The sequence below is a fragment of the Planomicrobium okeanokoites genome (assembly GCF_003428875.1).
Lineage (GTDB): Bacteria > Bacillota > Bacilli > Bacillales_A > Planococcaceae > Planococcus > Planococcus okeanokoites.
The window spans coordinates 379668-405746 of the sequence record NZ_QQRS01000002.1; the positions used below are offsets into that span (position 1 = coordinate 379668).

General features: G+C 44.1%; 31 protein-coding genes. 4 read left to right on the plus strand and 27 right to left on the minus strand.

Annotation, left to right across the window (positions count from 1 at the left end):
- Window positions 1–25: 25 nt before the first annotated feature.
- From rpsN to D2910_RS06805, 8 genes are all read right to left on the minus strand, one after another.
- Entirely contained in the window at window positions 26–295 is a 270-nt protein-coding gene (rpsN, locus tag D2910_RS06770) for a 30S ribosomal protein S14 (RefSeq protein ID WP_117312854.1), read from the minus strand.
- A 60-nt stretch (window positions 296–355) separates the two neighbouring features.
- The gene (gene rpmG / locus D2910_RS06775; RefSeq protein WP_112221669.1) at window positions 356–505 is read right to left on the minus strand and encodes a 50S ribosomal protein L33; all 150 of its coding nucleotides are present in this window, start codon (window positions 503–505) and stop codon (window positions 356–358) included.
- A gap of 227 nt (window positions 506–732) precedes the next feature.
- Complete coding sequence (locus tag D2910_RS06780) at window positions 733–1650, minus strand: DUF5996 family protein (protein ID WP_117312855.1); 918 nt, start codon at window positions 1648–1650, stop codon at window positions 733–735.
- A gap of 144 nt (window positions 1651–1794) precedes the next feature.
- Window positions 1795–3294, minus strand: a complete 1500-nt coding sequence (locus D2910_RS06785; protein ID WP_240633565.1) for a flotillin family protein — start codon at window positions 3292–3294, stop codon at window positions 1795–1797.
- Between the two features lie 113 nt (window positions 3295–3407).
- A complete protein-coding gene (locus tag D2910_RS06790) occupies window positions 3408–4262 on the minus strand; it encodes a phosphotransferase family protein (RefSeq protein WP_165850150.1) in 855 nt (284 codons plus the stop codon).
- Window positions 4263–4283: 21 nt separating this feature from the next.
- A complete protein-coding gene (locus D2910_RS06795) occupies window positions 4284–4823 on the minus strand; it encodes a GNAT family N-acetyltransferase (RefSeq protein ID WP_117312857.1) in 540 nt (179 codons plus the stop codon).
- Between the two features lie 34 nt (window positions 4824–4857).
- On the minus strand, window positions 4858–5709 hold the full coding sequence (locus D2910_RS06800) for a DUF2785 domain-containing protein (protein WP_117312858.1): 852 nt from the start codon (window positions 5707–5709) through the stop codon (window positions 4858–4860).
- A gap of 24 nt (window positions 5710–5733) precedes the next feature.
- Window positions 5734–6291 carry a TetR/AcrR family transcriptional regulator gene (locus tag D2910_RS06805; RefSeq protein WP_117312859.1) on the minus strand — a complete coding sequence of 186 codons (558 nt, stop codon included), beginning with the start codon at window positions 6289–6291 and terminating at the stop codon, window positions 5734–5736.
- A gap of 141 nt (window positions 6292–6432) precedes the next feature.
- Here D2910_RS06805 and D2910_RS06810 point away from each other — a divergent pair, with 141 nt between their 5' ends.
- The 3 genes from D2910_RS06810 (at window position 6433) to D2910_RS06825 (ending at window position 9301) form a co-directional block, all read left to right on the plus strand.
- Window positions 6433–7194, plus strand: coding sequence for an SDR family oxidoreductase (locus D2910_RS06810; protein WP_101801223.1), 762 nt, complete (start codon window positions 6433–6435; stop codon window positions 7192–7194).
- 423 nt (window positions 7195–7617) lie between these two features.
- Complete coding sequence (locus D2910_RS06820) at window positions 7618–8580, plus strand: hypothetical protein (RefSeq protein ID WP_117312861.1); 963 nt, start codon at window positions 7618–7620, stop codon at window positions 8578–8580.
- A gap of 151 nt (window positions 8581–8731) precedes the next feature.
- Entirely contained in the window at window positions 8732–9301 is a 570-nt protein-coding gene (locus tag D2910_RS06825) for a hypothetical protein (protein WP_117312862.1), read from the plus strand.
- Between the two features lie 35 nt (window positions 9302–9336).
- Here D2910_RS06825 and D2910_RS06830 read toward each other — a convergent pair whose 3' ends face one another.
- The 18 genes from D2910_RS06830 to D2910_RS06920 all read right to left on the minus strand — a co-directional run bounded on the left by D2910_RS06830 (window position 9337) and on the right by D2910_RS06920 (window position 25029).
- On the minus strand, window positions 9337–9621 hold the full coding sequence (locus D2910_RS06830; RefSeq protein ID WP_084243715.1) for a hypothetical protein: 285 nt from the start codon (window positions 9619–9621) through the stop codon (window positions 9337–9339).
- A gap of 122 nt (window positions 9622–9743) precedes the next feature.
- Complete coding sequence (locus D2910_RS06835) at window positions 9744–9974, minus strand: hypothetical protein (protein ID WP_117312863.1); 231 nt, start codon at window positions 9972–9974, stop codon at window positions 9744–9746.
- Between the two features lie 605 nt (window positions 9975–10579).
- A complete protein-coding gene (locus D2910_RS06840; RefSeq protein WP_117313073.1) occupies window positions 10580–11431 on the minus strand; it encodes a mechanosensitive ion channel family protein in 852 nt (283 codons plus the stop codon).
- 225 nt (window positions 11432–11656) lie between these two features.
- A complete protein-coding gene (locus D2910_RS06845; protein ID WP_165850151.1) occupies window positions 11657–13141 on the minus strand; it encodes a PH domain-containing protein in 1485 nt (494 codons plus the stop codon).
- On the minus strand, window positions 13134–13637 hold the full coding sequence (locus D2910_RS06850; protein WP_117312865.1) for a PH domain-containing protein: 504 nt from the start codon (window positions 13635–13637) through the stop codon (window positions 13134–13136). The genes D2910_RS06845 and D2910_RS06850 overlap by 8 nt, the downstream gene beginning before the upstream one ends.
- Before the next feature lie 85 nt (window positions 13638–13722).
- A complete protein-coding gene (locus D2910_RS06855; protein WP_117312866.1) occupies window positions 13723–14478 on the minus strand; it encodes a hypothetical protein in 756 nt (251 codons plus the stop codon).
- Window positions 14479–15019: 541 nt separating this feature from the next.
- Window positions 15020–16042, minus strand: a complete 1023-nt coding sequence (locus D2910_RS06865) for a peptide ABC transporter permease (RefSeq protein WP_117312868.1) — start codon at window positions 16040–16042, stop codon at window positions 15020–15022.
- A gap of 4 nt (window positions 16043–16046) precedes the next feature.
- Window positions 16047–16913 (minus strand): ABC transporter permease subunit, encoded by an 867-nt coding sequence (locus D2910_RS06870; protein ID WP_117312869.1) that lies wholly within the window; start codon window positions 16911–16913, stop codon window positions 16047–16049.
- A gap of 139 nt (window positions 16914–17052) precedes the next feature.
- Window positions 17053–17517, minus strand: a complete 465-nt coding sequence (locus tag D2910_RS06875; protein WP_117312870.1) for a YhfM domain-containing protein — start codon at window positions 17515–17517, stop codon at window positions 17053–17055.
- A 128-nt stretch (window positions 17518–17645) separates the two neighbouring features.
- Window positions 17646–19061, minus strand: a complete 1416-nt coding sequence (locus D2910_RS06880; protein WP_117312871.1) for a DUF4179 domain-containing protein — start codon at window positions 19059–19061, stop codon at window positions 17646–17648.
- Window positions 19042–19578, minus strand: coding sequence for a sigma-70 family RNA polymerase sigma factor (locus D2910_RS06885; RefSeq protein ID WP_117312872.1), 537 nt, complete (start codon window positions 19576–19578; stop codon window positions 19042–19044). The genes D2910_RS06880 and D2910_RS06885 overlap by 20 nt, the downstream gene beginning before the upstream one ends.
- Before the next feature lie 148 nt (window positions 19579–19726).
- Entirely contained in the window at window positions 19727–20530 is an 804-nt protein-coding gene (locus D2910_RS06890; RefSeq protein ID WP_117312873.1) for a hypothetical protein, read from the minus strand.
- Entirely contained in the window at window positions 20520–21074 is a 555-nt protein-coding gene (locus D2910_RS06895; protein WP_240633566.1) for a sigma-70 family RNA polymerase sigma factor, read from the minus strand. The genes D2910_RS06890 and D2910_RS06895 overlap by 11 nt, the downstream gene beginning before the upstream one ends.
- 410 nt (window positions 21075–21484) lie before the next feature.
- On the minus strand, window positions 21485–21925 hold the full coding sequence (locus D2910_RS06900) for an NUDIX hydrolase (protein ID WP_117312874.1): 441 nt from the start codon (window positions 21923–21925) through the stop codon (window positions 21485–21487).
- Window positions 21926–22067: 142 nt separating this feature from the next.
- Window positions 22068–22571 (minus strand): hypothetical protein, encoded by a 504-nt coding sequence (locus D2910_RS06905; RefSeq protein ID WP_117312875.1) that lies wholly within the window; start codon window positions 22569–22571, stop codon window positions 22068–22070.
- Between the two features lie 45 nt (window positions 22572–22616).
- Window positions 22617–23441, minus strand: a complete 825-nt coding sequence (locus D2910_RS06910) for an MBL fold metallo-hydrolase (protein WP_117312876.1) — start codon at window positions 23439–23441, stop codon at window positions 22617–22619.
- 266 nt (window positions 23442–23707) lie between these two features.
- Window positions 23708–24427 (minus strand): class I SAM-dependent methyltransferase, encoded by a 720-nt coding sequence (locus D2910_RS06915; protein WP_117312877.1) that lies wholly within the window; start codon window positions 24425–24427, stop codon window positions 23708–23710.
- Between the two features lie 137 nt (window positions 24428–24564).
- Window positions 24565–25029 carry an NUDIX hydrolase gene (locus tag D2910_RS06920; RefSeq protein WP_117312878.1) on the minus strand — a complete coding sequence of 155 codons (465 nt, stop codon included), beginning with the start codon at window positions 25027–25029 and terminating at the stop codon, window positions 24565–24567.
- 200 nt (window positions 25030–25229) lie between these two features.
- On the opposite strand from D2910_RS06920, the gene D2910_RS06925 reads away from it, so the two are divergent.
- Entirely contained in the window at window positions 25230–25508 is a 279-nt protein-coding gene (locus tag D2910_RS06925; RefSeq protein ID WP_117312879.1) for a hypothetical protein, read from the plus strand.
- Window positions 25509–25521: 13 nt separating this feature from the next.
- Here the strand turns inward: D2910_RS06925 and D2910_RS06930 are convergent, their stop codons facing one another.
- Window positions 25522–25824: a hypothetical protein gene (locus D2910_RS06930; RefSeq protein WP_117312880.1), complete on the minus strand. Its 303-nt coding sequence runs from the start codon at window positions 25822–25824 to the stop codon at window positions 25522–25524.
- Window positions 25825–26079 lie beyond the last annotated feature (255 nt).

Consider the following 26079-nt stretch of genomic DNA (forward strand, 5'->3'; position numbering starts at 1 on the left):
CAATTCGTTTTAAATTTTGTGCTCGTCACCAGCTTGCTTTTCTGACTCCTGGAATCTGTCCTTTATGAGCCAGTTCACGGAACGCGATGCGCGACATGCCAAATTTGCGCATATAACCTCTTGGTCTCCCCGTCACCATGCAGCGATTTTTTAATCTTACCGGCGAAGAATCTTTCGGCAGCTTGTTCAATTCCTCATATTCTCTGTTTGATTTCAGCTCTCTCCGATAATCGATATAGCGCTCCACCATCTGCTCCTGCTTTCTGGCTTTAGCCACTTTAGATTTTTTAGCCACCTTCTCAACCTCCTTAACCCTTATTAGTAATCATTACGATTTATAAAACCGTAAAATTTTTTATTTTGTTTCCCTGTGCAAAGTGACTTTGCGAAGACGCGGACAATATTTCTTCAATTCGATCCGTTCTGGATTATTGCGCTTGTTCTTCACCGTCGAATAATTGCGGTCCCCTGTCTCGGTGCATGCCAACGTGATGTTCACTCTCATATTTATCCTCCTAAATTATGATTTATTCGTAAATAGTAATTATTACGTTTTACATCATATAATGAAATGCCTGGTTCTGCAAGCAGTTTCTCACCAGCGTTCAAAATTGATAAGAATTCTTGTGGCAAAAAAAAGAAAAAGCCGCACCAGGCAGCTTTCCCACTTTCTATTATAATGCCCATACATAACTGTATTCGGGATGCTTTTCAAACTGAATGACCCTCATGTTAATTTTCAGTTACCTGCTCTTTCATTTTCAATGGAGTGAAATAATAATCGCAGCCTTGCCAGCCCAGTTCAGCAGCCAAAGTATCAAAAGTGGAACGGAAGAACTGTTGTATATCTTCACTTGGATTTTCCTTCGCGGCAACCGCATCCAAAAGGAGAAAATATTCACTTTTCGTTTCGTCGTAAAACGCTTCAACAGGTTTTATCGAAGGCGAATTCAAATCCTTGTACTGGAATGGATAAGGAAGAACGAAAAAAGCGGGTATATCTGTTTGCTCATCGCCCAGCCAAAAACCATATTCGATCATCTGCTCATCAAAAGCGGCTTTTTCGATAACCCGGTCTTCCGGAAACGGTTCCATGATGCCGGGCAATATCAGCAGTGACACATCAAATGTCCCCCAAAATAAAGCGGGCTTCATTTTTCGGCAGCGCATCGGCGCGATAAATTTCCTTTGCTCCAATAACGCAAATTGAAAAAGCCTGAATCCTTTCATGGCCTTCTGCTGATCGAATTCGAGCGGCGCATCGTCTTCATTCAAAGGCGTAGTATAAGCCATTTCCTGCGGTTTCGGATTGATTTTCAAATCAATTCCACGGGATGACAGTGCGCTGAAAATTTCATCATAATACCATTTGATCGATCTGGACGGCTCGAGGCCAATGCTTTGCGTGTCTCCATCTGTATTTACCAGAATGCGGCTGTTCTGAATATCAACGTCTACCTGGAAAACATGATTATGTGTGAATAACAATCCAGTGCTAAAACCATCAGCTGTAACGTCTAATGCCACATGTGCCCATTGAGGTTCCTGCTGTGCTGTTTCCAATTTGATCTTCCCGAGGATCTGCGAAAGCAAATGCAGAGTGAATTTGGTTCCTGCCCATTCCGAATGTTTGATCATGTCAATCTTCAATCCATTCTCCTCCTGTCGCAAAATGGAACAGCAGACAGACACGCCTGAATTCCACTTTTACTTATCCACAGTGGATATTCGACATAAAAAAGAATATCCCTTTATCCACAGATTTATTTCTGTGGATAAAGGGATATAAGAGGATTACTGATCATCTGCTTCCGGATCTGATTGCTCTTCAGTTGGCAAATCATTGTCCGCGTCGTTTCGAGACTGCGGAGCCGGAGCAGTCTGCACGACTTGGTTCGGCGTTTTGCCGACATAGGATTTCAATAGTTCCCCGATATCGATTCCTGTCATTTCCTTCAGGGGCTCCTGCATATCGACCATCGTTTTGGTGACACTGCGGCCGAATGAAGGGATTCCTTGGCCGTTGCCGGAATCGATGATTTTCACTGAATCGATATTGTTCAATGGTGCAGCGACTTTTTCCGCAAATATCGGCAGCATATCGATCAATTTCTCGGTGATGATGACATCGCCGTGCTGTTCCATCGCCTCAGCAAGCAATTTACGTGATTCAGCTTCCGCTTTTCCTCGTTCACGGATAACTTCCGCTTCGGCGGCACCTTCGTCGCGGCGGATCTTCGCTTTCGCTTCCCCGCTGATAACCGACTTGCGGGCTTCCGCTTCCGCTGCACGGGTGGTTTCGTAATATGTAGCATCCGCTTTGGTTTTCCGTACTTTACTTTCTTCTTCTTCCAATGTAACGGCGCGTTCCCGCTCCATGAATTTCAGGTTCAGTTCTTCGTCCTGAATTTCTTTCGCGAGCTTCACTTTTTCAAGCTCATACGATTGTTCGGATTTCGCCCGGGCCCGTTCAGTTTCTTCCTTGAACGCAGCGTCTTTGATGTCTTTCTCTTTACGCGATTCGGCAATTGCAATCTGGCGTTTGTATTCTTCTTCTTTCGCTTCCTGGTCTGTACGCGCGCGCTGAATCCGCGTTTCACGGTCAGTCTCCGCCTCTGCGATTTCAGCCTGTTTGCGGACTTCAGCGATTCGCGGCCGCCCCAGGTTTTCGAGATAGCCGTTCTGCTCATCTGCATCGCGCAAATCGGTCAGCCCAAGAGAAGTGATTTTGAAGCCCATCAAATCCAGCTGCTTTTGCGCAACTTCCTGGACGTCCTGATTGAATTTTTCGCGGTCTCCGTTAATGTCTTCGACCGTCATCTTAGACAAGATCGCACGCAAGTTACTGCCCAGCACTTCGATGATTTCCGTTTCGATCTCGCTCTGTTCTTTGCCGAGGAATTGCTCGGCGTAATTGGCGATGCCGTTCAGTGTATCGGCGACTTTCACCATGGCTACCGCATCCGCCACAATCGGCACTCCGGCAATCGTGTAGACGCGCGGTGTCGAAAGCTTTAATTGGAATGAAGTCAGATTGACCGGTGTGGAAGTCTGGAAACGGCGCAGCCGGTAACCGCCGCCCCGGATGATCTTCATGGACCTTCCTTCTTCATCGGTAAATATATTCGTATCTTTTTCAGGATCCCCCAGTTTCGGTCCTGTAATGATCAATGCCTCATTTGATTTGGCTGTGCGGTAACGGAATCTTACCCAGAAAAAGTATCCGATACCCGCCAGAACTGCGACAATCAGCACCGCAATCCCCAGCGTGGCATATCCGATTGATTCCAACATTTGTCCATCTCCCCTTTAAACAGATTTTTATTTATATCGCTCACTATTTAATACGGGGAGAATTGCAAAACGTTTCAGTTTATTTGTGAATTAATCCTTAATTGTTAATCTTCTTAAGATCCATTCTCCCTCTCCACTATCTTCAGCCAGTCGGACCATGCCTCCATGTAATACGTTAAATCTTCAGGATGATGTTTGCCGCACAATGTGATTCGGAGATATAAGCCGATCAGCACGAGGTCATAGTTAGCGGACGGCCTTACTCTCAGAAAGCGAGCTGCGTAATCGAAAGTCTCTTTTGTTAAATCATCAGGTGTTGAACAAAATGCATATACAAAGTCATAGACCGGGATACCGATGACTGGAGCAGGATCAATAACGCCTGTCAGCTGCCCTTCATTGAATATGAAATTATGGAAACCGCAGTCTCCGTGCAACAGATACGCTTCGGTCTTCACACCAACCTTTTCGACGAGGCCGGCAATAAATTGATGATCAGCTGGTCCAAGCGAAGATCCGATAGCTTCCTTCGCATGGCTCACTTCGTTCCCTAGAAACTCCTGCCAGGAAGTCGACGGCGAATCCACCCAGCCCCATCCTGATTCAGGCGCAACTTTTTCATACTGATTGATAAGACCTTCAGCCAGCTCTTTCAACACCTTTTTCTTGTTACTCCCGTTGTAATCAGTCGATCCACTTATAAATGAATAAACGATAAAAGTTTTCGATGGATCAAGATAATGGAGCTTCGGCAGCATCCCCACCTCTTTATATGTATCCAGGAATAATGCTTCAGGCCCGGTGACTTCCGGCCCGTTCAACTTCAGCACATACTCTGAGTCATCCACTTTCAAAAGATAGAGCTCACTGACGGTTCCGCCGCTCAGTTTTTTACATCTTGATGGCTCTGTAGCTATCACGTTTTGTTTAATAAGTTCTGCTATTATTTTTTTAATCCGTGTATCCATCTCTGCTATCATCCTCACTCTTCAAAGAGCTTTTTCGCCTGCCAATATACTGAACAGATCCGAGTCGCGCCAGCCGTCTTTCAACAGAATATGATCCCGCATCCTGCCTTCAAAACGCATGCCCAGCTTTTCAAGCACTTTGCGTGAACCTTCATTTCCAGGAGCGCAAGTAGCGTAAATCCGGTGAAGCTCCAGCTCTTTGAAACCAAAGCCGATCATCATGGACGCAGCTTCTGTGGCTATGCCTTTGCCCCAATGATCAGGATTGACGATATAGCCGATTTCACCTGATTTATTGGCGACGCTCCTGATCGTTATTTCCACCGCACCTATCAATTCGTTATGTTCTTTTAAAACGATTGCAAAGAGGTAGCGGGTTCTCGGCGCATTTTTTGTATCCTTCAAAGCTTCCTCCACAAATGCCTTCGTTTCTTCTATAGTATTTGGCCCCCATGGCTGATTTCTGCTGACGTGTTCCAGCGATGCATACTTATGGACGGCGCTCCAATCTTCTTTTTTGAATTCACGCAAATAAAGCCGGTCAGTCTCCAGTTTCTCCATTAAAGTCACCCCTTATGCATCGATTTAAATGTATTCAAAGTTGAGCTAAACAGCTTCGGATACTCTTATGGAGTTCTGACAACTCCGTTGAATCTTCAATTTGGATGTAGAAACTTTTTAGGAAACTCTTGGCATTGGCAATTAAAAACCAGTAATTCTCTTCTTCCAACTGCGCTTTTCGCATTTCCATATCAGCAGGCACTTTCTGCAGCAAGCTCTCAACAACTTGAAAGTCCAGTCCCTTTTTCAGCATTTCCACAATCGGGTTAAGTATACGTTCTTCTTCATCATGGATATAGACTCCAGCCGAAACAAAAGCCTTTTTCCATAGCGGACTCAAAAGTTCTGTAAACATTTCTGCGTTTGCGAAGCGATTTTTAGCCAACTCATCGAAAACATCCGCTGCGTGAGCAATGCTGTGTGCCCAGCCTTTCCCAGCGACAAACCCTCTCAAATCCTTTTCAGTATTGATATAGCTAACCATTTTATTTTTCACTTCGTTTATTTTATCTTCTGACAGAAAGCTTGATTCATTATCTCTGTAAAGTACAACAGCAATCAACAAGGTTGTAAAAGACCTCGTAAGCACCGAATCCGTTCCTGCTTCCCCAATTCCTTTGAACAGCATATCGTCCGTTAAGCAAGTATCGAGCAAAGCACTCAGCAAGCTGTCGTCCAGTTTCTTGTCCATCGCCAATTTACAGAATGTCCCGTATATATATGCGTCTCGCAGCGTGCTGTCTGTTGAACCCATATGCTCAAGCATCGATGTGATGAGCATATCTCCATCTTCTTCGTTCCATACCCTTTTTCCAGTTTGAATCTGCTTCAGTACTTCTTTCAATTCTGATGCTGTCAACAAAGCAGGATGTTCCGTTTTATTCATGTAAACCCTCTTTTCCTAATACGATTAAATACTTAAAATCCTGACCAGCAGCCGGTTCATGTCTTCTGCGCTTTGCTTGAAATCCTGTCGATGCCACTCGATGGCAAGCCCTAGGATGGCGTTTGCCTGATAGGCGCTGACCATCGAGATATCAATATCGAGCCTATCGAGATAATGTTCACTTACATCATCCCTGATCAACGTCTGGATATGGTCGAAGAGCAGGTAATAATAAGACAGCGGCACGGTTTTCGAGAAAACGATCCGATAGAATGTCTCGTACTTCTCGATATGGTGAAAGATGCGGATCGTAGCCGGATTGACGTCTTTCGACAGCAGGTTCCGAACATGCTTATACGGCTCCTGATAGGAATCCGCCAAGTCTTTCATGATTGTTTTGAAGTATTCCTCGAACAGATTTTCAACTTGGCCATAATGCGCGTAAAACGTCCCCCGGTTCACCTTCGCCAGCTGGCACAATTCAGTGACGGAAATCGAGTTCAGGCCCTTTTGCTTCAATAAATGCATTAAGGCTCCCCGCAAAGCATCTTTTGTTTTGGAGATCCGCAAATCCGTTTTCATATTTTCACTCCTTAGCGAACAGAATCCCTCTTTTTGTTTAATACTGAACATTATCATCTTTTTTGTTTATTGAATGTTCTTGCTTCTTGGGAATATAATTTTATTGTACACTTGTTCATTAAATATGAGGAGGTTTTATTGATGAGATTAGAAGGTAAAGTTGCGGTAGTTACTGGGGCAGCATCCGGAATGGGCAAGGCGATTGCGGAATTGTATGCGGCAGAAGGCGCGAAAGTGGTCGTTGCGGATATGAATTTCGACGGCGCTGAAGCGGTAGTGCAAGGCATTTCATCGAACGGCGGAACAGCCAAAGCGGTGAAAGTGAACGTCACGAGCCAGGAAGACATCGACAACATGATTGATACAGCAGTGAACGAATACGGAACGTTGGACATCCTGGTCAATAACGCTGGCATCATGGATGGTTTTGAGCCAGCCGGCGAGATCACGGACGAAAAATGGGACCTGATTTTTGATGTAAACACGAAAGGCGTCATGCGCGCCACGCGTAAAGCGATTCCGATCTTCCTTGAAAAAGGCAAAGGCGTCATCGTCAACACTGCTTCAACAGGCGGATTGAACGGTGCTCACGCCGGTGCTGCGTACGGCGCGTCAAAACATGCCGTTGTCGGCTTCACTAAAAACACCGGCTATATGTATGCCAACTCAGGCATCCGCTGCAACGCGATTGCACCGGGCGGCGTCGAAACCAATATCGCATCCACCATGTCGAATGTCAGCCAATTCGGCGCGGGCCGCCTGCAAGCGGTACAAGGCGTCATCCCCCGCATCGGCAAGCCGGAAGAAATTGCCCAAGTGGCGGTATTCCTTGGTTCAGACGAGTCAAGCTTCGTGAATGGCACAGTGATTGTGGCAGATGCGGGATGGACTTCTGCGTTTTAATCAGATTGAATGTTAAATGCCAGTCCCGCTTGAGTGCGGGACTGGCATTTTTATGGCGTTTCCGGCTTCCGGACAGTATTTTTCGAATGCGGACAGTATTTTCATTTTCCGGACAGTATTTAGCCTGTTACGGACAGTATATCCATTTTTCTGGAAAAAACACACGAAGCATTCCGTCAAACCAGGCAACAGAATGATAAATCAATCGCCTTCTCGTCTGGTTCAAAGAGCAACAGCGGATGTTTTTCGCTGGGCGAAAAACTCCAATGGTTTAAAGGAAGCCTTAGCGGCCGCTAAGGCTTTTTCATATTATGGGTTTTTCATTCCACAGAGACAAACGTCATCCTTTTTCTGGGAACTGCATCAAATTCTGCGGTAGAATATAGTAACAGGATTGCTTATTTACACAAAGGAGCTAAAATGATGACAAAACACGAAACGATCGAACTCAAACCGGAAGCGGTTTGGCAAGACGAACTGGCTGGCTACACACTTCGAAACGCATCACTCGGCTCCAATGACGAAATCTGCCTGCTGTTGGCAAATTCGGTTCCTGAACTGATTGATGGAAGCTTTCCACAAAGCAAAACCACAGAATTCATCGATTACAAAGTTATTCTGTTCTCTGACGGGGTAAAAACAATAATTCCCATCCCTCGACAACCATGGAATTATCACTATATCCAACTCTTAGGCGAAGATCAGCTCCTTCTGGTTTGTGCGAGAGCCATTAAATATGAAAATGGAGAAGTGGACGAAAACGCAAGAATCTTCGATACGAAAGGGAATTTTGTCCGTTCATTTTGCTTAGGGGATGGCATTGAACAGATTTCTGCATCGGCAGACAAGAAGATTTGGACTGGATATTTTGACGAAGGGGTTTTCGGCAATTATGGCTGGGATGACCCCATCGGGAAACATGGACTGATCAACTGGACTGAATTTGGGGAAGTCATCTACACTTACGAACAGCCAGACAAGCATTTTATTATGGATTGCTTTGCTCTGAATGTACTGTCAAATAAAGAAATCTGGTTTACCTGCGGGCTATGGGATTCTCAGATAGGTAATAGAAGAAATGGCAAAACGACTTATTACATGAACGAAGAAGTCCCAAACTACCTTTCCGCTTTTGCCGTAGCTGGCGATTATCTGTTGTCTGATGATAAGGCGCGAAACGACGGGGTTTTTCATTTAGCTGAACGGACAGATGCAGCGTACCATAAAGTGAATGAACTCAAGTTTATAAATTCGGCAGGGAATCAAATATGCCCGGTCTTTGTCAGTGGCCGTGGCTCAAAACTCTTGCTGCAGAGTGAATATGAAAGTTACTCCTTTGATTTGGCGGTGTATAAAAATAAACAATTGCCGATTGAGGATAGTTGAATTGACTAATTGTAAGAAAAATACTTCCTATTGTCCGGATTTACATTCCCCCCATAAATCCTTCCCATTCTTAACCAAAATCCGTAAATACAAGAAACTACTCCATCCCTGAGCCGTCCTATAAAATTAATAGCAAAGGAGCGTCTAAAAGATGAAAAAGAAAATCCACCTGGCAATCCTGCTTTTCACTTCTGTTTATTTTCTCATGAGGTTGACCATGTTGTATGCAATGGCCAATAAGAATCACCTTTTTATCTATAAGGATATTGATCTCGATTTACTGCTGCCTAGTGCCGATATCATATCGACAATGTTGTTCTTTTTCAGTTTGTACCATTTCTTTAAATCTAATCGTCCCATAAAATACATTTCAATTGCTTTGATGGCTTTCTTTATTCCATTTACGATTCTTGCATCCTTTTTATATATAACTATGAATGCCGACGACGAGCACAGCAGACATCGTTTCAATTCTGCCGATGACAATAAAAAATTTCTGGTTGTCATCGGACATATGAAAGGCCTGCACCCGGATAACAGTGACCCGCGGGATATCTACCTCTATGAAAAAACAGCGCCTTTCATATACGAAAAACTTGGGCAGAGCCGAATTGAGTTAGATGCTGAAGATTTGAAGGTGTTATCTGATATGAAGGTGAATGTCGAAGAACTTTCCGTGGAAATCAATGAAAGAATGGTATTTTTTGAGAAGAATAAATGAGGCAGAAACCATAGAAAGTTTGCCTTACAAAGGATTCAAGGCGGTGATCGGAGAAGATCGTCCATAACTTCCATGAGGATCGCGTAGCCGAAGAGCATGCTCGGCGCAAAATTGACGATCAGCGAAAAAATTCGTATCGCCAGATTTTCTCTGCTGAACATGGAAACGACACTTAATGGAATGCCAAATACAGTAGCTAATAAAAGGAACACAGTCAGGCCATTTAATGTGAACAAAATTGAGATTGGCAAAAGAAAAACTACAGCGAGTGCTATATAAAATGAAATTTGGGTAAACATCTTCAGGTTTTTTCTCTTCATTACGCTCACCTCGTTTCATTCACATTATAATACTTTACAGCTTCTATAGCGGCTGCTTTTATATATTGAAACAAAGAGTCGACCAAATTAAAAACACCCTCTACCAGCGGTGCCTTTTTCCCTTACTCAGCTTCCTTCAACTTCTCCTCAACCACGACGAGCCGGTCATTCAGCTCATTGATGCGCTTTTGCAGCATGACTGCATTTTCTTTTTCCAGTCCCAGTCGCTCATTCGCTCTTTCTTTATCGCGCTTGAAAGCTTTAATGATGAAAAAAATGAGGATTGTCGGAATGCCGAGTATTAGAATCGTCGCGACAATATCCCCGAAATTTAAGTAAACTGCATCATTCATTTTCTTTTCCCCTTTGGTTTTATTGTCCTAACTCCAGGAAGAATACCCTTGCTACTTCAAAATTGTCAGCAAAACGCAATTCCTGATACATTTCAAGTGAATTTTCAGGCGTCAGAAACTAGAAATAGTAGGATGCTTTTTTCTTTGCATTCTTCACTCAGTTTTCTCTATCACCTTCATGACGAACTAATACATCTGTCAAAGCAGTTAATAAATTCCATCTAATCTTTTACATTATACCAATAATACTCAGATTTTCTTTTACCTTTTCGGGCTCTTCATAATTGTTTACTTGAAATAAATCAGGAAAGGCTTGGTTGCTCGACTTTTTATGCTGAAATTTGTTGATCGCACATATTCCAGTCTAATCGCCCGCATTTTATTTTAAACGCCCGCAAAATTTTTTAATCGCCCGCAAACGGATTTAATCGCCCGCATTCTGATCTAATCGCCCGCACATTAACACACTGCTATTTCCGTCACGCCCCAAAGCCACCGAAAATCAAAAAGAAGCTTTCCGCTGAGCGAAAAGCCTCTGATTCATTTAAAACCTCGAGATTTATCTTTATTTTTATCCAAAACAGTTAAATAACAAGTCCATTCCGTTACCTCTGCTCCGCCATCTCCAAATTCTTATGGATGTTCACCTGATGCGGGAATGGAATTTCGATGCCGTTTGCATCCAGCGCTTCCTTGATGGCTTGGCGTAATTGGCGTTCGACTCCCCATTGTTCGCCGCTCTTCGCTTTGGCGATGATGCGCAGCGTTACGTCGGATGCGCCGAAAGCTTGGACGCCGATGACATCCGGCCCTTCAACAATCGTTTCGTTGTCGGCCGCAACTCTGTCGCAAGCCGACTGAATCACTGCAACGGCCTTGTCGATATCCGCATCATACGATACGCCGATGTCCACCAATGCGCGCATATTGCCGCGTGAATGGTTGCTGACCGTGGTGATGTCGCGGTTTGGAATATAATTCAACGTTCCATCAAAGCTGCGGATCTGCGTTGTGCGCAATCCGACTGCCTCGACAATACCGTCTATGCTTCCCACCGTCACATAATCATTGACGTCAATTTGTTTCTCCAATAGTAAAAAGAATCCGGTGACCACGTCGCTGACAAGCCCTTGAGCCCCGAACCCGATTGCCAGGCCGACAATCCCCGCTCCAGCAATCAGACTCGCGACCGACAACCCGAATATGCTGAAGATCGTCGCTACCAGGATAAAGATCAGCACATAGCCAAAAACGTTCTCCGATAAGCTTTGAAGCGTCAAGGCGCGGCCTTTAGTAACGTCGCCTTTTTTCAGCAGTTTATTGAAAAAGCGGCCGATCACTTTATTGCCGATGGCCCGTACAATAAAGAATGCTATCAGGATGCCGATAATCTGAGCTGCAATTACGCCAGCCTCAATGAGCAGCACTTCCCAGTCAATATTCTTATAATCAAACACAAAATCAATCCTTTCATTCCTTTTAGACATTACCGTAAACAAAGTTTTGTCAGGTACCTCTATTAGTTCCATGTTCCTTTATAACATAAATCGTTGATGTATTTCATTCTAAATGAAAGATCAAAAGCGTATGTTCATTAGAATGGATCACAGTTTTCAAATACAATAAAACCGCCCCAATCGATTCAGCACAGAATCAGAGGGAGCGGTTTTATCTTTACTTTCCTATTCCAATTTAACTTTACGCTGGACGAACCATTGCTTAAAGTCGTTGCCCAGTCCATCCGGCACGTCCTGGATCGAACTGACGTGAATCGGCTTTGCGCGATTGGTGAATCCGAGGCTTCGAACGCCGAAAGCACGCTGCAGCTTGGACTGGCTTACTTCAATTTCCTGAATCCGCTCGCGGCGGGTGACGAAAGTCGTCGTCGTGAAACCGCCCGTCCGGATCTGGATCGAATCGCCTTCGAGCGCGTAACGCGTAAACAGGTAATCGAATAAGCGGCTGACGAGGCTGATCGCGAAAAGCACTCCTGCCACCCATAAGAGCGACGGCCTGAAAAACCATAGAGCGACGCCGGCGAAGACCGTCACGTAATACGGACGCAGCAGCTTCAGCCAAATCGTATTGCGGGGCAGGCGGTTTAAATTGTCCTGCACTGTGTACTGCGGCAGCAACTCCCCAAGCAACGCATAAGCTTCTTTTGTCTTCATGAATGGATACAGCGAATTGGTTGCGAGTTCATCACCGATACTGAGAGCTTCTGCGCTGATCAGTTTGACTTCGACGATGCCCCAGATGCGCTTCATGAATGGCTGCTCGATTTGAATCGCCTGGACTTTATTGCGCTGGATGGAAAATGTATGGACCTGCCCGACACCGCGCGTAATGTAAATGCGCTCACGATCCGCTTCAATCCGGTAATTACCGTAGCGGATCGTAGTGATGATATAACCGATGACCGAAGAAATAAGGATGGCGACAATGAACAGCGGAGCGAGCAGCCAAAAATGGTCCGCGAAATAAAGGACCGCATTTTCCGCATCGTCTTCAATCGAGAAAAAATCATCGATCTGAAAATACAGAGTCAGCAGAATCGGAAAGATGGCCAGAAAGCTCAGCGATGTGAATGCGGCGCGCAATGTATCCTTGTTCGTTGAACGAAAGTATTCCAGGCGCTGCGACTTCTCGGACCTTACCGGCAATGAAGCATCCGTTTCCCCTTCTTCTGATTCAACCGAGGAAGTTTCCGCAGCCGCCCCTTTATCGATGGTTTCTACTATCGCATCGGCTTCCTGTCTTTTCAAAACCGGAAAGCGCACTGAGGCCTCGTCGTTGGACGTGCCGGTTTCAAGGGTCAGAGACGTCAACTTGAACCAATTATGTATGAAGGAAGTCGAAGTCTTTTTATTCTGGACGCGGTCGAACGCGATGGTCCGCACTTTCTTTACGAATATACCCTCACGTAAGGTGATGGATTTCCGGTCGAATTCATAGGTATGAAGCCGCCAGGACAAAAAGATTTTCCCGATTGTAAATGCGGCTGCTGCGAGAAACGCAATCTTCGCCCAGAAAATCCACCCTGTCGTAACGTCAAAATTGAAGATGAACAGGAATAAAATAAAGAAAAAACTATTGCGCAGGAATTCAAACAGTTCCACAAGCAGATAGGCCGGATGATAGCGTTTGGCTTCCTGTGTATTATTCAAAAGAATCATCTTCCTTCACATTGGCATACGAAGCGATCAGTGAACGCAGCTTCAGCGCTTCCTTTTCCGGGATGGCAGGAATCTTATGGCTCGAAGCAGTCGTTCCGATGTTCAGTGAATATAAGCCTGCTTTTCGCAAAAAAGGTCCCTGGTCAGTCGTGACATATTCGATTTTCGCCATCGGAATGATTTTATGTTCGACGTTCCAGCGGCCGTGCTTCAGCTGGATGAAATTCTCATCCACATCATAGCGCCAAGTGCGCTGGATAAAAACCGGCTCGATCAAGATACTGAAAATCGCCGACAGCACCGTGATGCCGATCAGCACATACAGCGTGATATTGACCCAGTTATACCAGTCCCAGTAATGGCTTGCTGTAAGCAGCGCAACAAATCCCAATAAAAAAGATCCATGGCCGATTGTATTCGTCGTTCGCCAGATCTGGATGATTTTTGTGGAAATCTGCCTTTCTGGCTCCTTCAATATATATTCCATCTTTTTCACCTCATCTTTATTACGGTTCTGAAGTCGTTAAGTTTCGGAAAATCAAGAGCCTCCGAAGCTCGGACTGACGGTCTCATTATTGGTCTGCGATAAATAGTTCCCCTCTATGTTCTGCAGCATCCACGACAATCGTTTCACCGTTCTGCAATTGCACTTCTGCAGTATTTCCTGTGTATGCCTCATCAATAAAGATAAACACACGTCCACCGGCTTCAGCTGACACGAAATCTCCGTTTTTGGATTCCTGTAAATCATTCCAGCTATACCCTGCCTGTGAATATTCGTAGACAGCGATTGATGGATTGCCGTCTATCAGCAAGGCGAAAACCGTCAGCTCACCAACGATCCATTCGTCCTGTTTTGTGATTTCGACCCTTTTACTGTCGAGTGAGTATTCCTCATGGTAGCTAAAAGCGAGCTTCTTCCATAAGTCCTGCTGTGATGGAAAGCCGCCATCTTCCCAGTAGCTTGTCTGGACGACATTACCGTCATCTTCCACATGTAATGTAACACCGAAGTCAGGCGTTAATTTATCATTAATGTCAAATGTACCAACATAATAGCCGGGTTCATACCGCTCCGGCCTGACAGTAAATTGTCGGTCCGGATAATTGCTGTCCAAGTATTCCATGATTTGCTCATATTTCACGGCATGGGTGTCCGCTTTTAAAGTTGGAAGGTAGAAATAATAGCCCATATATCCGGTGATCAACACAGCAGTTATGAGCATCGCCCATTTTTTCCTCTTTCTGAATATGTACCAGGCGGCTGCGATTACAAACAGCAATACTAAGCCGAGTAGAAGGGAGTCTATGGATTCTTTCAGTTGCATGGAAGGTCCCCCTTCAATCCAATTTTATGTAAACGGTCTTTCTTCGATGATACGCTAAACAGAACTTTCTTAATAGGCGATGTGATAAAGTAAAAATAATCTTGTTATCAGGATCGTTTCTGCTGCATATCAACTAATGAATGGACGGATCATATGAAAAAGAGATCATTTCAAAAACCAGTTCTAATCCTCACTTACCTCCTGGGAATACTCATCAGTCTCAGCAGCTCTGTTTCGCCGTTCACTGGCAATACAGGCCTCAACACCCAAAAGATTGATAAGAACGTAGAGAAACTGAAGGAGTCTTCCTGGTTTGTTAATTTGTATGAAGATGAAAGGTATAGGCGCTCTTTCTTTGCCAATAAAAAAATTCGTTCGTATCTGCAAAGTTCATTGAGAGTGAATCACTTAATCAAGAACGAAAAAGCCCAAAAAAGTTTTATCTCCCTATTGGAAAAGCAGGCGCAGCTGCGGGAAAAAAGTTGATTTACCAGGATGGATTCCCTGTTTACTCACCGTCATACGTACATAATATAAAGCTTTATTCATTCCGCGCCTTTAATAATTGAAAAGATGTAAGATGTGTCAGCGAAACATCTTCTTCTTTCACAGCCTTTTCCATCTGTACCGGCTGCTCCGATGCCAACAGGTGCTCCAGACTGTCGAGCATCCCTTTCGCTGCTAAAATTAGCAGCGTAATCAATCCGATCGGTATAAAAGCGATCCACGGATAAGAGGTCCAAAGATAATCCCACCACATGCCCAGCGTGCCCGCCCATTCGCTGGACAGCGAAACGGCAGCTCGATTGCCAAACAGGTTCTCCTTAAAAACAACTCCGCCGATAAAGATGCTCAATATGCCAAGATGTGACATGAGGATCAGGCTCTGGATAAACTCGCGGATTAGAATAATCCACAGCTGCGGAACCAGAAACGGACGGATGTGTTTTGTAATGATGCGCCATTTTCCTGCTCCTAATGTACGCGAGCAAGCGATAAACTCTTTGTTATAGATCAATTCCACTTCATTCGCGATGAGCACTGAATTTATTGGTATAAAAATCAGCGACAGCACTGCGACATAAATAATGATTTGAATACCAGAAGGCGGCGCACCTTCTTCAAAAAGAATCCCTCTCAAACTCACCCAGTTCAATAAAAGAAATGCCAATAGCGTAATCGGAAAATAAGTCAGAGAATCAGCGATTGATTTCAATGGACGTTTTATTCCTTTCAAATAAAGCTGGATAAAGACTCCGATGAAAATTGCGGGCACAACACGCAATAACGAAATCAGAAAAGCGGCCCCGATTGTATACTTGGCACCAACCAGCATGACTGCCGCAATGTCCCGCCCAAATTCATCGGTTCCTAAAGGCGGATAAACAATTCCGCTGTAAGGGGCATGCAGCGGCCGGCCATTGTCATCATAAAGTAAGGGAGATGACGGGATCTGGTCATTGAAAAAGATGAAATAGAACAAACTTGCCAGGAAAGTGCCGCCGATCAACACTGCCCCGAACAAAAATAATTTGTATTTGATTAATTGCCTGATCATTGCCATGCCTTCACCACTCCAATCTCTGGCCAGTTGTTTTCCCGATTAACAGCGTGACTAGGGCATACAGCAGAAAAATCGGCAGATAAAACAGGATGAGCGTGAACGCGATGACATTCGGCTCGGGGTACGTAATGATAAAAGTAAAGATGCCGTTGATATTGAAAATCTGTTCGAAAATGACCATTGAAGACAACAACAGCAATAGAATGGACTTGCTGTGGCTGAAGATGCTGGGTATGATATTCCGCAAGATATGGCGAAAAAAGAGCATGGACTTCGAAATTCCTTTGCCTTTTGCCAGATTCACATACGGTTTTTCCAATTCATCTTTGACCAGGAAAAGGATCACTTTATAAACCATTAATGATGGAATCAGCGCCAATGCCAAAACAGGCAGCATATAGGATTTATTCTGCCCGGTCGATGCAACCGGAAACAGCAATGTCCCCGTCTGCTTAAAATAGAAAAGAACCGCAAACTGAATGACGATGATAATAAACAAATCCGGCAGCGCCTCTAAAAGAGAAACGGTTTTCGAAACGGAATTAAACCGGTTTTCAGGAAGAAATGCAGTAATATAAGCCAACAAGATGCCTGCCCCTAAGGCAAGCAGGAATGCTGAAAGAAAAATCATCAAAGAATAGAAGTAATGATCCCAGAATTGCAGGAATATCGTATATTCCTTGCCATTCGGCCCGATTATGGAAAGCTCATCCGGCGATACAAATGATTCAAGAATGCCTATGACATTAGACACGAAAAGTCCGATATCCAAGTGAAATCCGTCAGTAAATAACCCAACGAACGCGCTTAAGAAAATCAATCCGAGCGCAACATAAAAAAACCTTAAAAATATGTCAAAACTTGCCGCCATCTTTCCACCCCCTTAAAGCTATATAAAGTTTTAGAATAGTTAACTAAATTATATACTAAAAATTGGTAAATAAACCGGCTTTTGCAAAACTTTGAAACCAATAATTCAATGGCATAAAAAAGAAGCATTGATTGTGCCTTCAATGCTCCATTTTTTCATTGGCAAGGATTATATCCGATAACTTCTTCTTAATATCCGGTGTAACCGCATAAACCGTGTGGGTGGCTTTCGAATCCATCAGCGAAGCCATTTCCCCTTCGCCGCCAAGCCACATATTCAAATAATGCTTCTCTCCATCTTTCATGACCAGTGTCAGATAGAAGTCCGGGTCGCTCATATTCACAAGACCAGGTTCTTTTTCAGCACTTGAAAACAGATTGCGAAAAAGCTCCAGCTCAACCGCTTCAACATAAACAACAGGCTCGAACCCTTTTACTTCAGACAGTTCGACTTGTGCGATTTCGCCCTCTGCCAATAATCCTTCCCTTTCAACTTCAGTCTTATTCTCCACTTCTCCAGCCATTACCGTTTCTTGTTCAGGCTGGCGTCCGAAGAGAACGATTGCTGTCAACGCGAATAAAAATAAGATTACAGCTCTTTTCATTTATGCCGCCTCCATTATTTCTTATTATTCCCAGTAGACGGAAGTTTCGGTCTAAAGTTACACCAGCACATCAATTCAAAAACACCCGACAACGGAGGTTACAAAACCTTTCGAAGTCGGGTGTGATTTTATTTTTCCGTTAAATCGATTTTAATAGGGGCCATCTCAATCGGCTGGTTCGAACTCAATGTGCCGAATGGGACCATCAACGAATAATCACCCGGATTGAAGTTTTCAGGGACAGTGAAAGTAGTTTGATAACGATACGGTTCATCACTCGCTTGTTTCGTCGCCACTCCTTGAATCCTGTTTTCCATCAATTGGCCAAAATCTCTTTCTCCTGCTTCATCCAATACTGCATCGCCGCTCCTCACAAGCACAATAAAGTCCGCAAAGTTCTGGATTAAATCTTCCCGCAGCTTGCCGTCTTCGAGATTTTGAATCGTGTAATCGAGGATGACCTGATCACCCTCCTGCTTGACGTTATCGACTGAAAGGCTGTAATCAAATCGTTCGCTTTCCACTGTGAACGGCGCAGCCAGTCCATCAAGAGTGTGGATCATCTCTTCTTCGTATCTGACCACTTCCGGCTGAATCAGCAGATATTTCGCTTCGTCGTCAATTTTGCTGCTGAACAGTTCCCGGACATTCTGCTGGATTACAGTTCCATTTTCATTTTCGGTAAGCACATCTGCATGACTTTTCGACAGACGGTTTCCAAGGTCATCAAACACAGTGAGCCTGATTTCATCCCCTTCTCCATCCAGCGGCAAGTTTGTTTCGTAATTCAAATGAGTGGTACCTTCACCTTTCTCTACAGATTTCATTTTAAGCGCGTATTCTGTGCCTACAAGCTGACTTTCCGCATCCGTCATGATTGTTTCCGCTGATATCTGCTCGAACGGAATATCAAATTTCCACTCGCCCTGCACGCCACCCATTGAATTGAAAGTCAGAGGCAAATTGAAATCAGCAGGCAAATCCGCTTCCGGATTATAGAATTCCATCGCGGCTGTATAACCTCCTTCTGTTTCTTCCAGTTGGGTCATCGATGACGCCCATTGATTTTGCTCAACACCGTCAAACAGATGGAAACTATAGCCGGATTCCGGGCCATTATCTTTATATGGATCAAACGTAAGCTCATCCCCTTCCGCCGTAAAAGTGATCCCCACCACATTGCCATCGTAATAAGCACTCGTGACAGTGACATCAACTCCGTTGCTGGATGCTGCCTGATTGAGTTGCGTGATCAAGCCGCTTTCTTCCAACTCAGCCCCGATCTGCAATCCGAATTTCTCATAGATGGAGCCGATGACCGGAACTGCGGCCAGCACATTTGAAACAGGTGCGAATAGTAAGCCGGATGCCAGAAAAGCAGATGCCGCCACAGATGTTACCGCTCCAATGGTCTTCGCATTGAATCTTTTGTTTTCTCTTTTCGCTTTTCTTCCATTTTTTATTCCTTTATCAATAGCTTGGAGCACTTCGAATTGCGGAACTTCGATTTCACCGATTTCCTTTTCAAACTGTTTTTCGTCCATTGATCTCCACTCCCCCGATGATCATTTTCAGTTCCATTTTTGCCCGCCTCAGATACGTTTTCACCGTATTTTCCGGCTTTTCCAACACTTTTGAAATATCACGTATCGACAGACTTTGGTAGTAAAACAGGATGATGACCGTCCGGTACCGTTCATCCAATTTATGTATCGCGTTCACCAGATCCATCTTATTCTCGATATCTTTCCCGCTCGTATCGGGCATTTCACGAATAAAATCTTCATCCAGCACCAGCCGTTTCCGCTTTCTCAAGAGGTCATAAGCCGTATTGATCAAAATCCGCGTCAGCCAGGTGCTGAAATATTCCGGCTGCTTCACTTGATCGATCGTCGTGAACGCCTTGCAAATCGTTTCCTGCAGCACATCAAGCGCATCTTCTTTGTTGCGGACGTATAAATAAGCCGTCTTATACAATTTCTCACTTTCACTTTTCACCAGCTTCTCAAAAGCTGCTTCATTTCCTTTAATCGCTTTCTTCACCAAGGCCAAATCTTCCACGTTTCACCCTCCTTTCAACCGTTAGAGCATTTGGGGTCTGGAAAAGTTTCAGCGCAATAAAATAACTTAATTTTCTTCATTAAAAAAGCCATCTGGAATCAGATGGCTTGGAGCGACTCACCGAATCTTATTGGAAATATGGGTTTTATTATTGCAAGGCCATGAAACCGACTTGCCAGACGCCGTCTTCGTTTTGGCGCATTTGGAAACCTCTCGTAGCTTCCGGGTCTCTGGCTTCGGTCGGATAATAACGGATGTAGCCTCTATGTTCTTCTCTCTGGATGAACTCCCCGTCTTCTATATTATTAAATACTTTAAAAACTTCATCAGGAGAAGATTTATCCTCTGCTGGAATAGCCAAATGTTCTTCTTTGCTCCACATGATGGATTCCTCACGATCCGTCAGCAATTCATATTCCACTTCATAATTTTGATTATACCCTGCCCAAACGTATAACTTCGCCACACTGACGGGATCGAGATCTTTCAAGTGAGCAGTATCGAAATCCGCACTGAAATTTTCGTAGGCCGCCATTTCCTCCGGCGTCAATTCGAATACGCCGTCGTCAGCTGTCTCGTTTTCTTCTTCATTTGGTGTATTTTCTTCTTCTTTTGCCGCATCCTCTTTTTCTTTATTTGCTTCTGAATCCTCGGGCACTGGCGGCACCAGCGATTCAATCGGCTCCTGCGGCGGCGTTTGCGGCTGCTCCGCTCCATCCGGATTGCCCTGCTGTACCGGAGTTTTGTCCAGAACAGTATTCAGTAAGTAAGCTACCGCGATAATCAGAACGAGTGAAAATACGACACTTAATGATCGCGGCACCCAATCCACTTTTCGCTCTTCCTTCGTAATCCGGTTGAGCACTTGCCGTTTATGCTGCTCCGTGAACTTTTCACCCTCAAACACGCTGTCATCCATCAACCTGCGGACATCGGTCAGTTTAGATTTCATCAAAATCACCTCTTTCCAATGTATCGCCCAGCATTTCCCGCCCGCGCTTCAAGCGCGTTTTGACGGTATTGGCTTTCATTTTCAATAAATCACTGATTTCCTGTATGCTCAGCTCTTCATAATAATAAAGAAGAATCGTTTCCCGATATTTCAGCGGGAGGGACAGGATGTTTTCGACGAGTTCGTTATTGGCTTGCTGGCGGACGGATTCCTGCTCCGGTGTCCGCTCCTGCGCATTGAGAAACTGGAATAAAGAATTATTGACGACCACCCGCTTAACCCAGGCAGTCCTCAGCACATCTTTGCACCGGTTGATCGTAATCTGATAGATCCACGCCTTGAAATAACCTATCTCCTCATAACTTCCACGTTTTTTATAACAAGTCAAAAAAACATCCTGAACCACTTCCTGCGCCGTGCCCCAATCCCTGACGTAACTGTAGGCTAGCTTCGTCAGCCGGTCACCGTATGTATCCATGATCTCCACCAGCCACTGTTCGGCATCCGCCATTTCATACGTCCGCGTTTCCACATTCACCGACACCCGTCTCCCCCCTTTTTTGTTTTTTTCTATTTAAGTATCCTTGTAACGTAAGTGAGAAAGTTTTGGTTTCAAATCAGCGTAATTTTCTCTGGATTCTCATCAACATTTGGTTAAAAGATGTGCATTCCCACTTTAAGCCGTATTTTTTGCTTAAATAAAAGCTTTTCGCTGGGCGAAAAGCTTCCTTTTTGGTTTTTGGGGCTTTGGTAAAGGTGGAAATTGGATGCCGGAAGGATTTGCGTGCGATTAAATCGATTTGCGTGCGATCCGGGTCTGCTTGCGTGCGATTATTTTCATTTGCGTGCGATTAAATTTTTTTATGCGCGGTCAGAAAAATTTGCGCGCGATTAGAAGTTTTTATGCGCGATTAAAAAAAGTTATGCGCGTTCAGCACGTCTTCCTGCCATAACTTAAAACTCCACGTAAAACGGATGCTCTTTTTCATTTAAACAAAACTCGATTCTTTCCCGGAAGTTTTTCCATGTCACCATCTCCAGCCCTTCGCTTAGCGGAAAAAATCCCACTTCCAGACTTTCAGATGACGTTGTCGGTGTACCTCCAACTGGCTTCGCCAAAAACAGCATGTTGCAGATGGATCCTTCGACATTTTGAAATACACCACAGAACTTCACAATTTCAACATCGATGCCCGACTCTTCCTTCGTTTCCCGGATTGCCGCGTCTTTCAGCGATTCCCCTTCCTCCACTTGTCCGCCCGGCATCTCCCAGCCTCTGCGTGGACCTTTGATCAACAAGATTTCACCTTTCTCATTCAGCACAATTGTAGCTGCCGAAACGATATGCTTCGGTGGTGTATAAAGTGTTTGCGTGCTTTGTTCTTTAGATATCATGGCATTTCCCCCGTTCGAATTATCTCTATAGTTTATTGACTTCAAATATCCCTTATATACTAGTTCCAGCCTGGAAACTTCTCATTAGACACTAACCGCCGATTCAAACACCCTGAAGATTTCAGCGTTTCTTCAATTTCAACTAGTTTTCAAATGGCACAGTTGTTGATATGCCGCTTTGGACAATCACTAAATTCTCCAGCCCGCTGGATTTTTCTTTATTAACTTCAATAACGAACGTTCTTGGAGTGGCATCAGCAGTACAGGGCTGATCCGGTTCTATTAATGGTACCTGCATAACAATATCATTGAACCATTCAATATCTCCTACCTCTAAAGCACATGTGCCCGATTCATGAACTCCGATGAAAAGGACATCTTTTCCGTCAAAATCCACATCTGGCTTCTCTCCCTTAAATCCATACATATCCCAAGTTTGCTCAAACTGTGACTGATCCACAGCTCTTCTAGCCATGAATTGAAAAAGTGGAGCTGTTTCTCTTTCGAACGCACCCTCGTAGAACTCAGAAGGTAATGTCTTCTCACTCGCTATGACACGTTCAGTATTACTTGCGCCAGTACTGCACCCGCCTAAAACTAATAACATGAGCAATAGACTTATAAGAAATGATTTGCAGACTTTCATCGGACAGCTATACCTCCTCTTAAATCGTCTATTCTCTTTCTACTTTCACGTTTCAAAAAGCTCACCATTCAACGCATCCACATATCTTTTCGCCGACCGCTGCACCGCCGCGCCTGCATCTTCCTGCACAATCCGATGAAATGCATCGTAGATCCTGTTGAACTTAATTTTCTCCAACTGATTTGCCATTCTCTCAACAACCGATGCCGGCAGCGGAATGAAATTAGGATAACTGTACATGAACGTCACCCACTCGCGGTCCGCCACTACCCGGATGATATCTCCCGTAAGCAAGACACCTTTGCCGTCATTCCCAGTTTTCCAATGTGCTGCAGCGGCGCCTTTGAAATGCCCGCCTACACGATGCAAAACGATGTCTTCCGCCAATTCGAGCGATTCACCTGACCAAAAAATAATTCTGTCACTCGGTCTCGTCACCCATTCCTTATCGTCTTCATGAATGTAAATCGACGCATCGAATGCTTCCGCCCATTCCACTTGTGCCGAATAATAATGCGGATGCGACAGCGCGATGGCGTCGATGCCGCCAAGCTTTTTTATTTCTCCGATCGTCTTCGGATCGAGGTACGTAATGCAGTCCCACAATAAATTAATGTTCTTCTCCTGCACCAGATACGCCGTCTGCCCGATGGCAAAACTCGGTGAAGTGGAAATGGTATAGAGCCCTTCTTCTGCCGGCACAATCTCATTTTTATATTTCTCCGCCTGAATCATCTCTTCCAATGTAGTCCAGGTTTGGCCATTCGGACTTACGTATTGCCGCTCCTCGTTACAAATCATGCATTCTTTCGGCTCTTTTGCCGACTTCTCCGCTTGTACCCCGCAAGTCGTGCAGATGAAATTTTTCATCTCCTCCACCCTCTCATCTCTATGTGTATGAAAATTTTTAATTTTAAATCAGTTAGACTTCTCAATAACCAGTATATCCTAAATATCCCAAATTGAATTCACTCTTTAGCCAGATTGTTCACAAACAGAAAATTTCCGCGGAAATTCTGGTCGAAATAAAGCCGCGTGATCATAGAATCCGATAAGTGATCATAGAACCTCCAAAAGTGCTCATAGAAATCTCCCGCAGACAATAAAAAGAAGAAACCCAGCCATCGGGTCTCTTCTCAGCGTGATCCTATCTGTTTTTTTCTGAATAAAGCCGTCCACAAGCCCGATACACCGAATACTTCTTCTGCTTCTTCAGCTTTTCTCATCTTTCTGATTTCAACCGCCTCAAAGCTTCCAAAAATATCGCGCAGTTTTTCTTCAGTAAATCCCAACCCGCCGTTCAAACTCCGCTCCCGATACACGTCCCAGTCCGTCATATCCGAACCGCCCAATTCTCCGCCTTCAATAAAACACGTAATTGCAAAATGGCCTCCCGGCTTTAAAGCATTTTCCACCAGTTCTATATAATTGTTGCGTCTGTGAGGAGCGATATGGTGAAAACAGCCTGAATCATAAACAATATCGTATGTCCCATCGTCAATCTGCACATCGAAGATATTATTTTGGATGAAGTTAATCTCCAAGTTTCGCTCTTCAGCTCTTTCTTTCGCCCAGTCAATCGATTCTTTTGAAAGGTCCACGGCATCCACCCTGCATCCTTGCTCAGCGAAATAAACCGCGTTCCTTCCGGGGCCGCTTCCTAACTCCAATACATTCCCTGGCTTCAAAACGCCTTTATTGAAATAAGCTACCAGGTTTTCATCCGGTTTATTCACAAAAAAAGGAATTCGTTTCAAGCGATTGGCATAAAATTCATTCCAAAATCCAGCTGGCTCCCTTAACAATGAATCGAGCATATCCAATAAATCTTCGTGGCTGCGAATCGTTTCTTTCATCGGCGGACCTTCTTTCTTCAGATTTTATCAAGTCACCATCTGATCAGAGCGTTTATTCTCAGCAGATTGCCTGCGCTTTCTGCTGACACTCCACAAAACACCTGCAATATAACAAAGCAAAATTTTTAAAATAAAAGTCATCGGATTGAAGTCTGTTGACGCGATAGTAAATCTTCAAAGAAGTCTGCGTGGTCCTGAAACAAATTATCAGGCAGCTCCGTTAGACTATAGAATTTATTGCTCAATGATTCCTCATTTTGTTCAACTAATTGCCCTTCAAAATTCCGGCAGGTGAACAATATCTGAACCATGGCAACCTGATCTCCATTTTGTAAGGTTTTGTCGTATTTCGGTCCCGAATAGATGCCGAAAAACTCCAGCTCTTTCAATTGCAGGCCGGTTTCTTCAAACACTTCTCTGCGCGCTGTGTCCTGGACACTTTCATCCAACTCCATGAATCCTCCCGGCAATCCCCATTCACCGGTGTCGGAGCGCTGCTGCAAAAGCAGCCGATTGGCGGCATCGAATACGAAAGCTCCGGCGATTACCATAATCACTTTTTCATGCCCTACCATCGACCTCAAATTTTTTATGTAATCCATCTGAGTTGTTCTCCTTCATCTTCTTAATTTAATCGGTCTACTATAACAATAAATGCAGAAATTTCCGTCACTTTGTTCTATACTGATTATACCATTTAATAACAATTATTCTTTACATTCCTGAGTTTTTTATCGGATAAAGATATGCATGTACCTGGCTATATAAATCGTCTTTTCCAGCAAAAGAAGGAGGTATTTTAATGGATATTCTGATTTTCATTTCTTATATAATCCTGCTATGTTACGGCGTCAGTAAATTCGCTGGAAATGAACGGCACAGGTGGATTAATGCCGGATATGTAACAGCTTTCTTACTGCCTGTGATCGTTTTCTTTCTCGGCATTAGAATAGTTGGGGCGCTGACGGGGGATGGCATTGCAGGAGGAGTGGCCGGTTTTGGATATGCCATTGTCACCTGCGTGATCGGATTCATATTTTTGTTCATCGGTTACACTTCGAAGAATGTTCGGAGTGATTGAGTGTACTCGGAGTTTAATTGAAATTGAAGTAAAGGTACCAAAATAAATAAACTATTCCCATCATAAGGAAAGAGATCAAGATTGCTACTATCCTGAATACAACCAGTTGGTATCTTTGTGGAAATACTCTTTCACTAACCCATAAAATGAATTCAAAAAATAATCCTATGAAAGCAAAAATCCCGTCACCATAAGAGAAAGCTTCATTAAACTCGTTTTTTTCCCCTTTTTTATAATGTTTCAGACCTGCGTACAAGCTGGTTAATGCAAAATAGCCGAACAAAATCGTACCGAGCCAAGCAATCCACAGTTCCAATAAATCCCCTCCGTTTAAGTAATAAAAATATTTCTTAAGGCTTTTTTATATTGATTGTACGATTTAATGACAATTCTATTTTATGTTTTATAAGAGCAATATTTGCGAGGAGAGATTTTCTAAAACATTATATACTGGGCACGATTTGTTCATGAGCGGTGAGATTCCACAAAATATCGGCCGAAATAAGGCCGAGTGATCATAGAATGCTGAAAAGTGATCATAGAACCCCGATAAGTGATCATAGAATCAAAT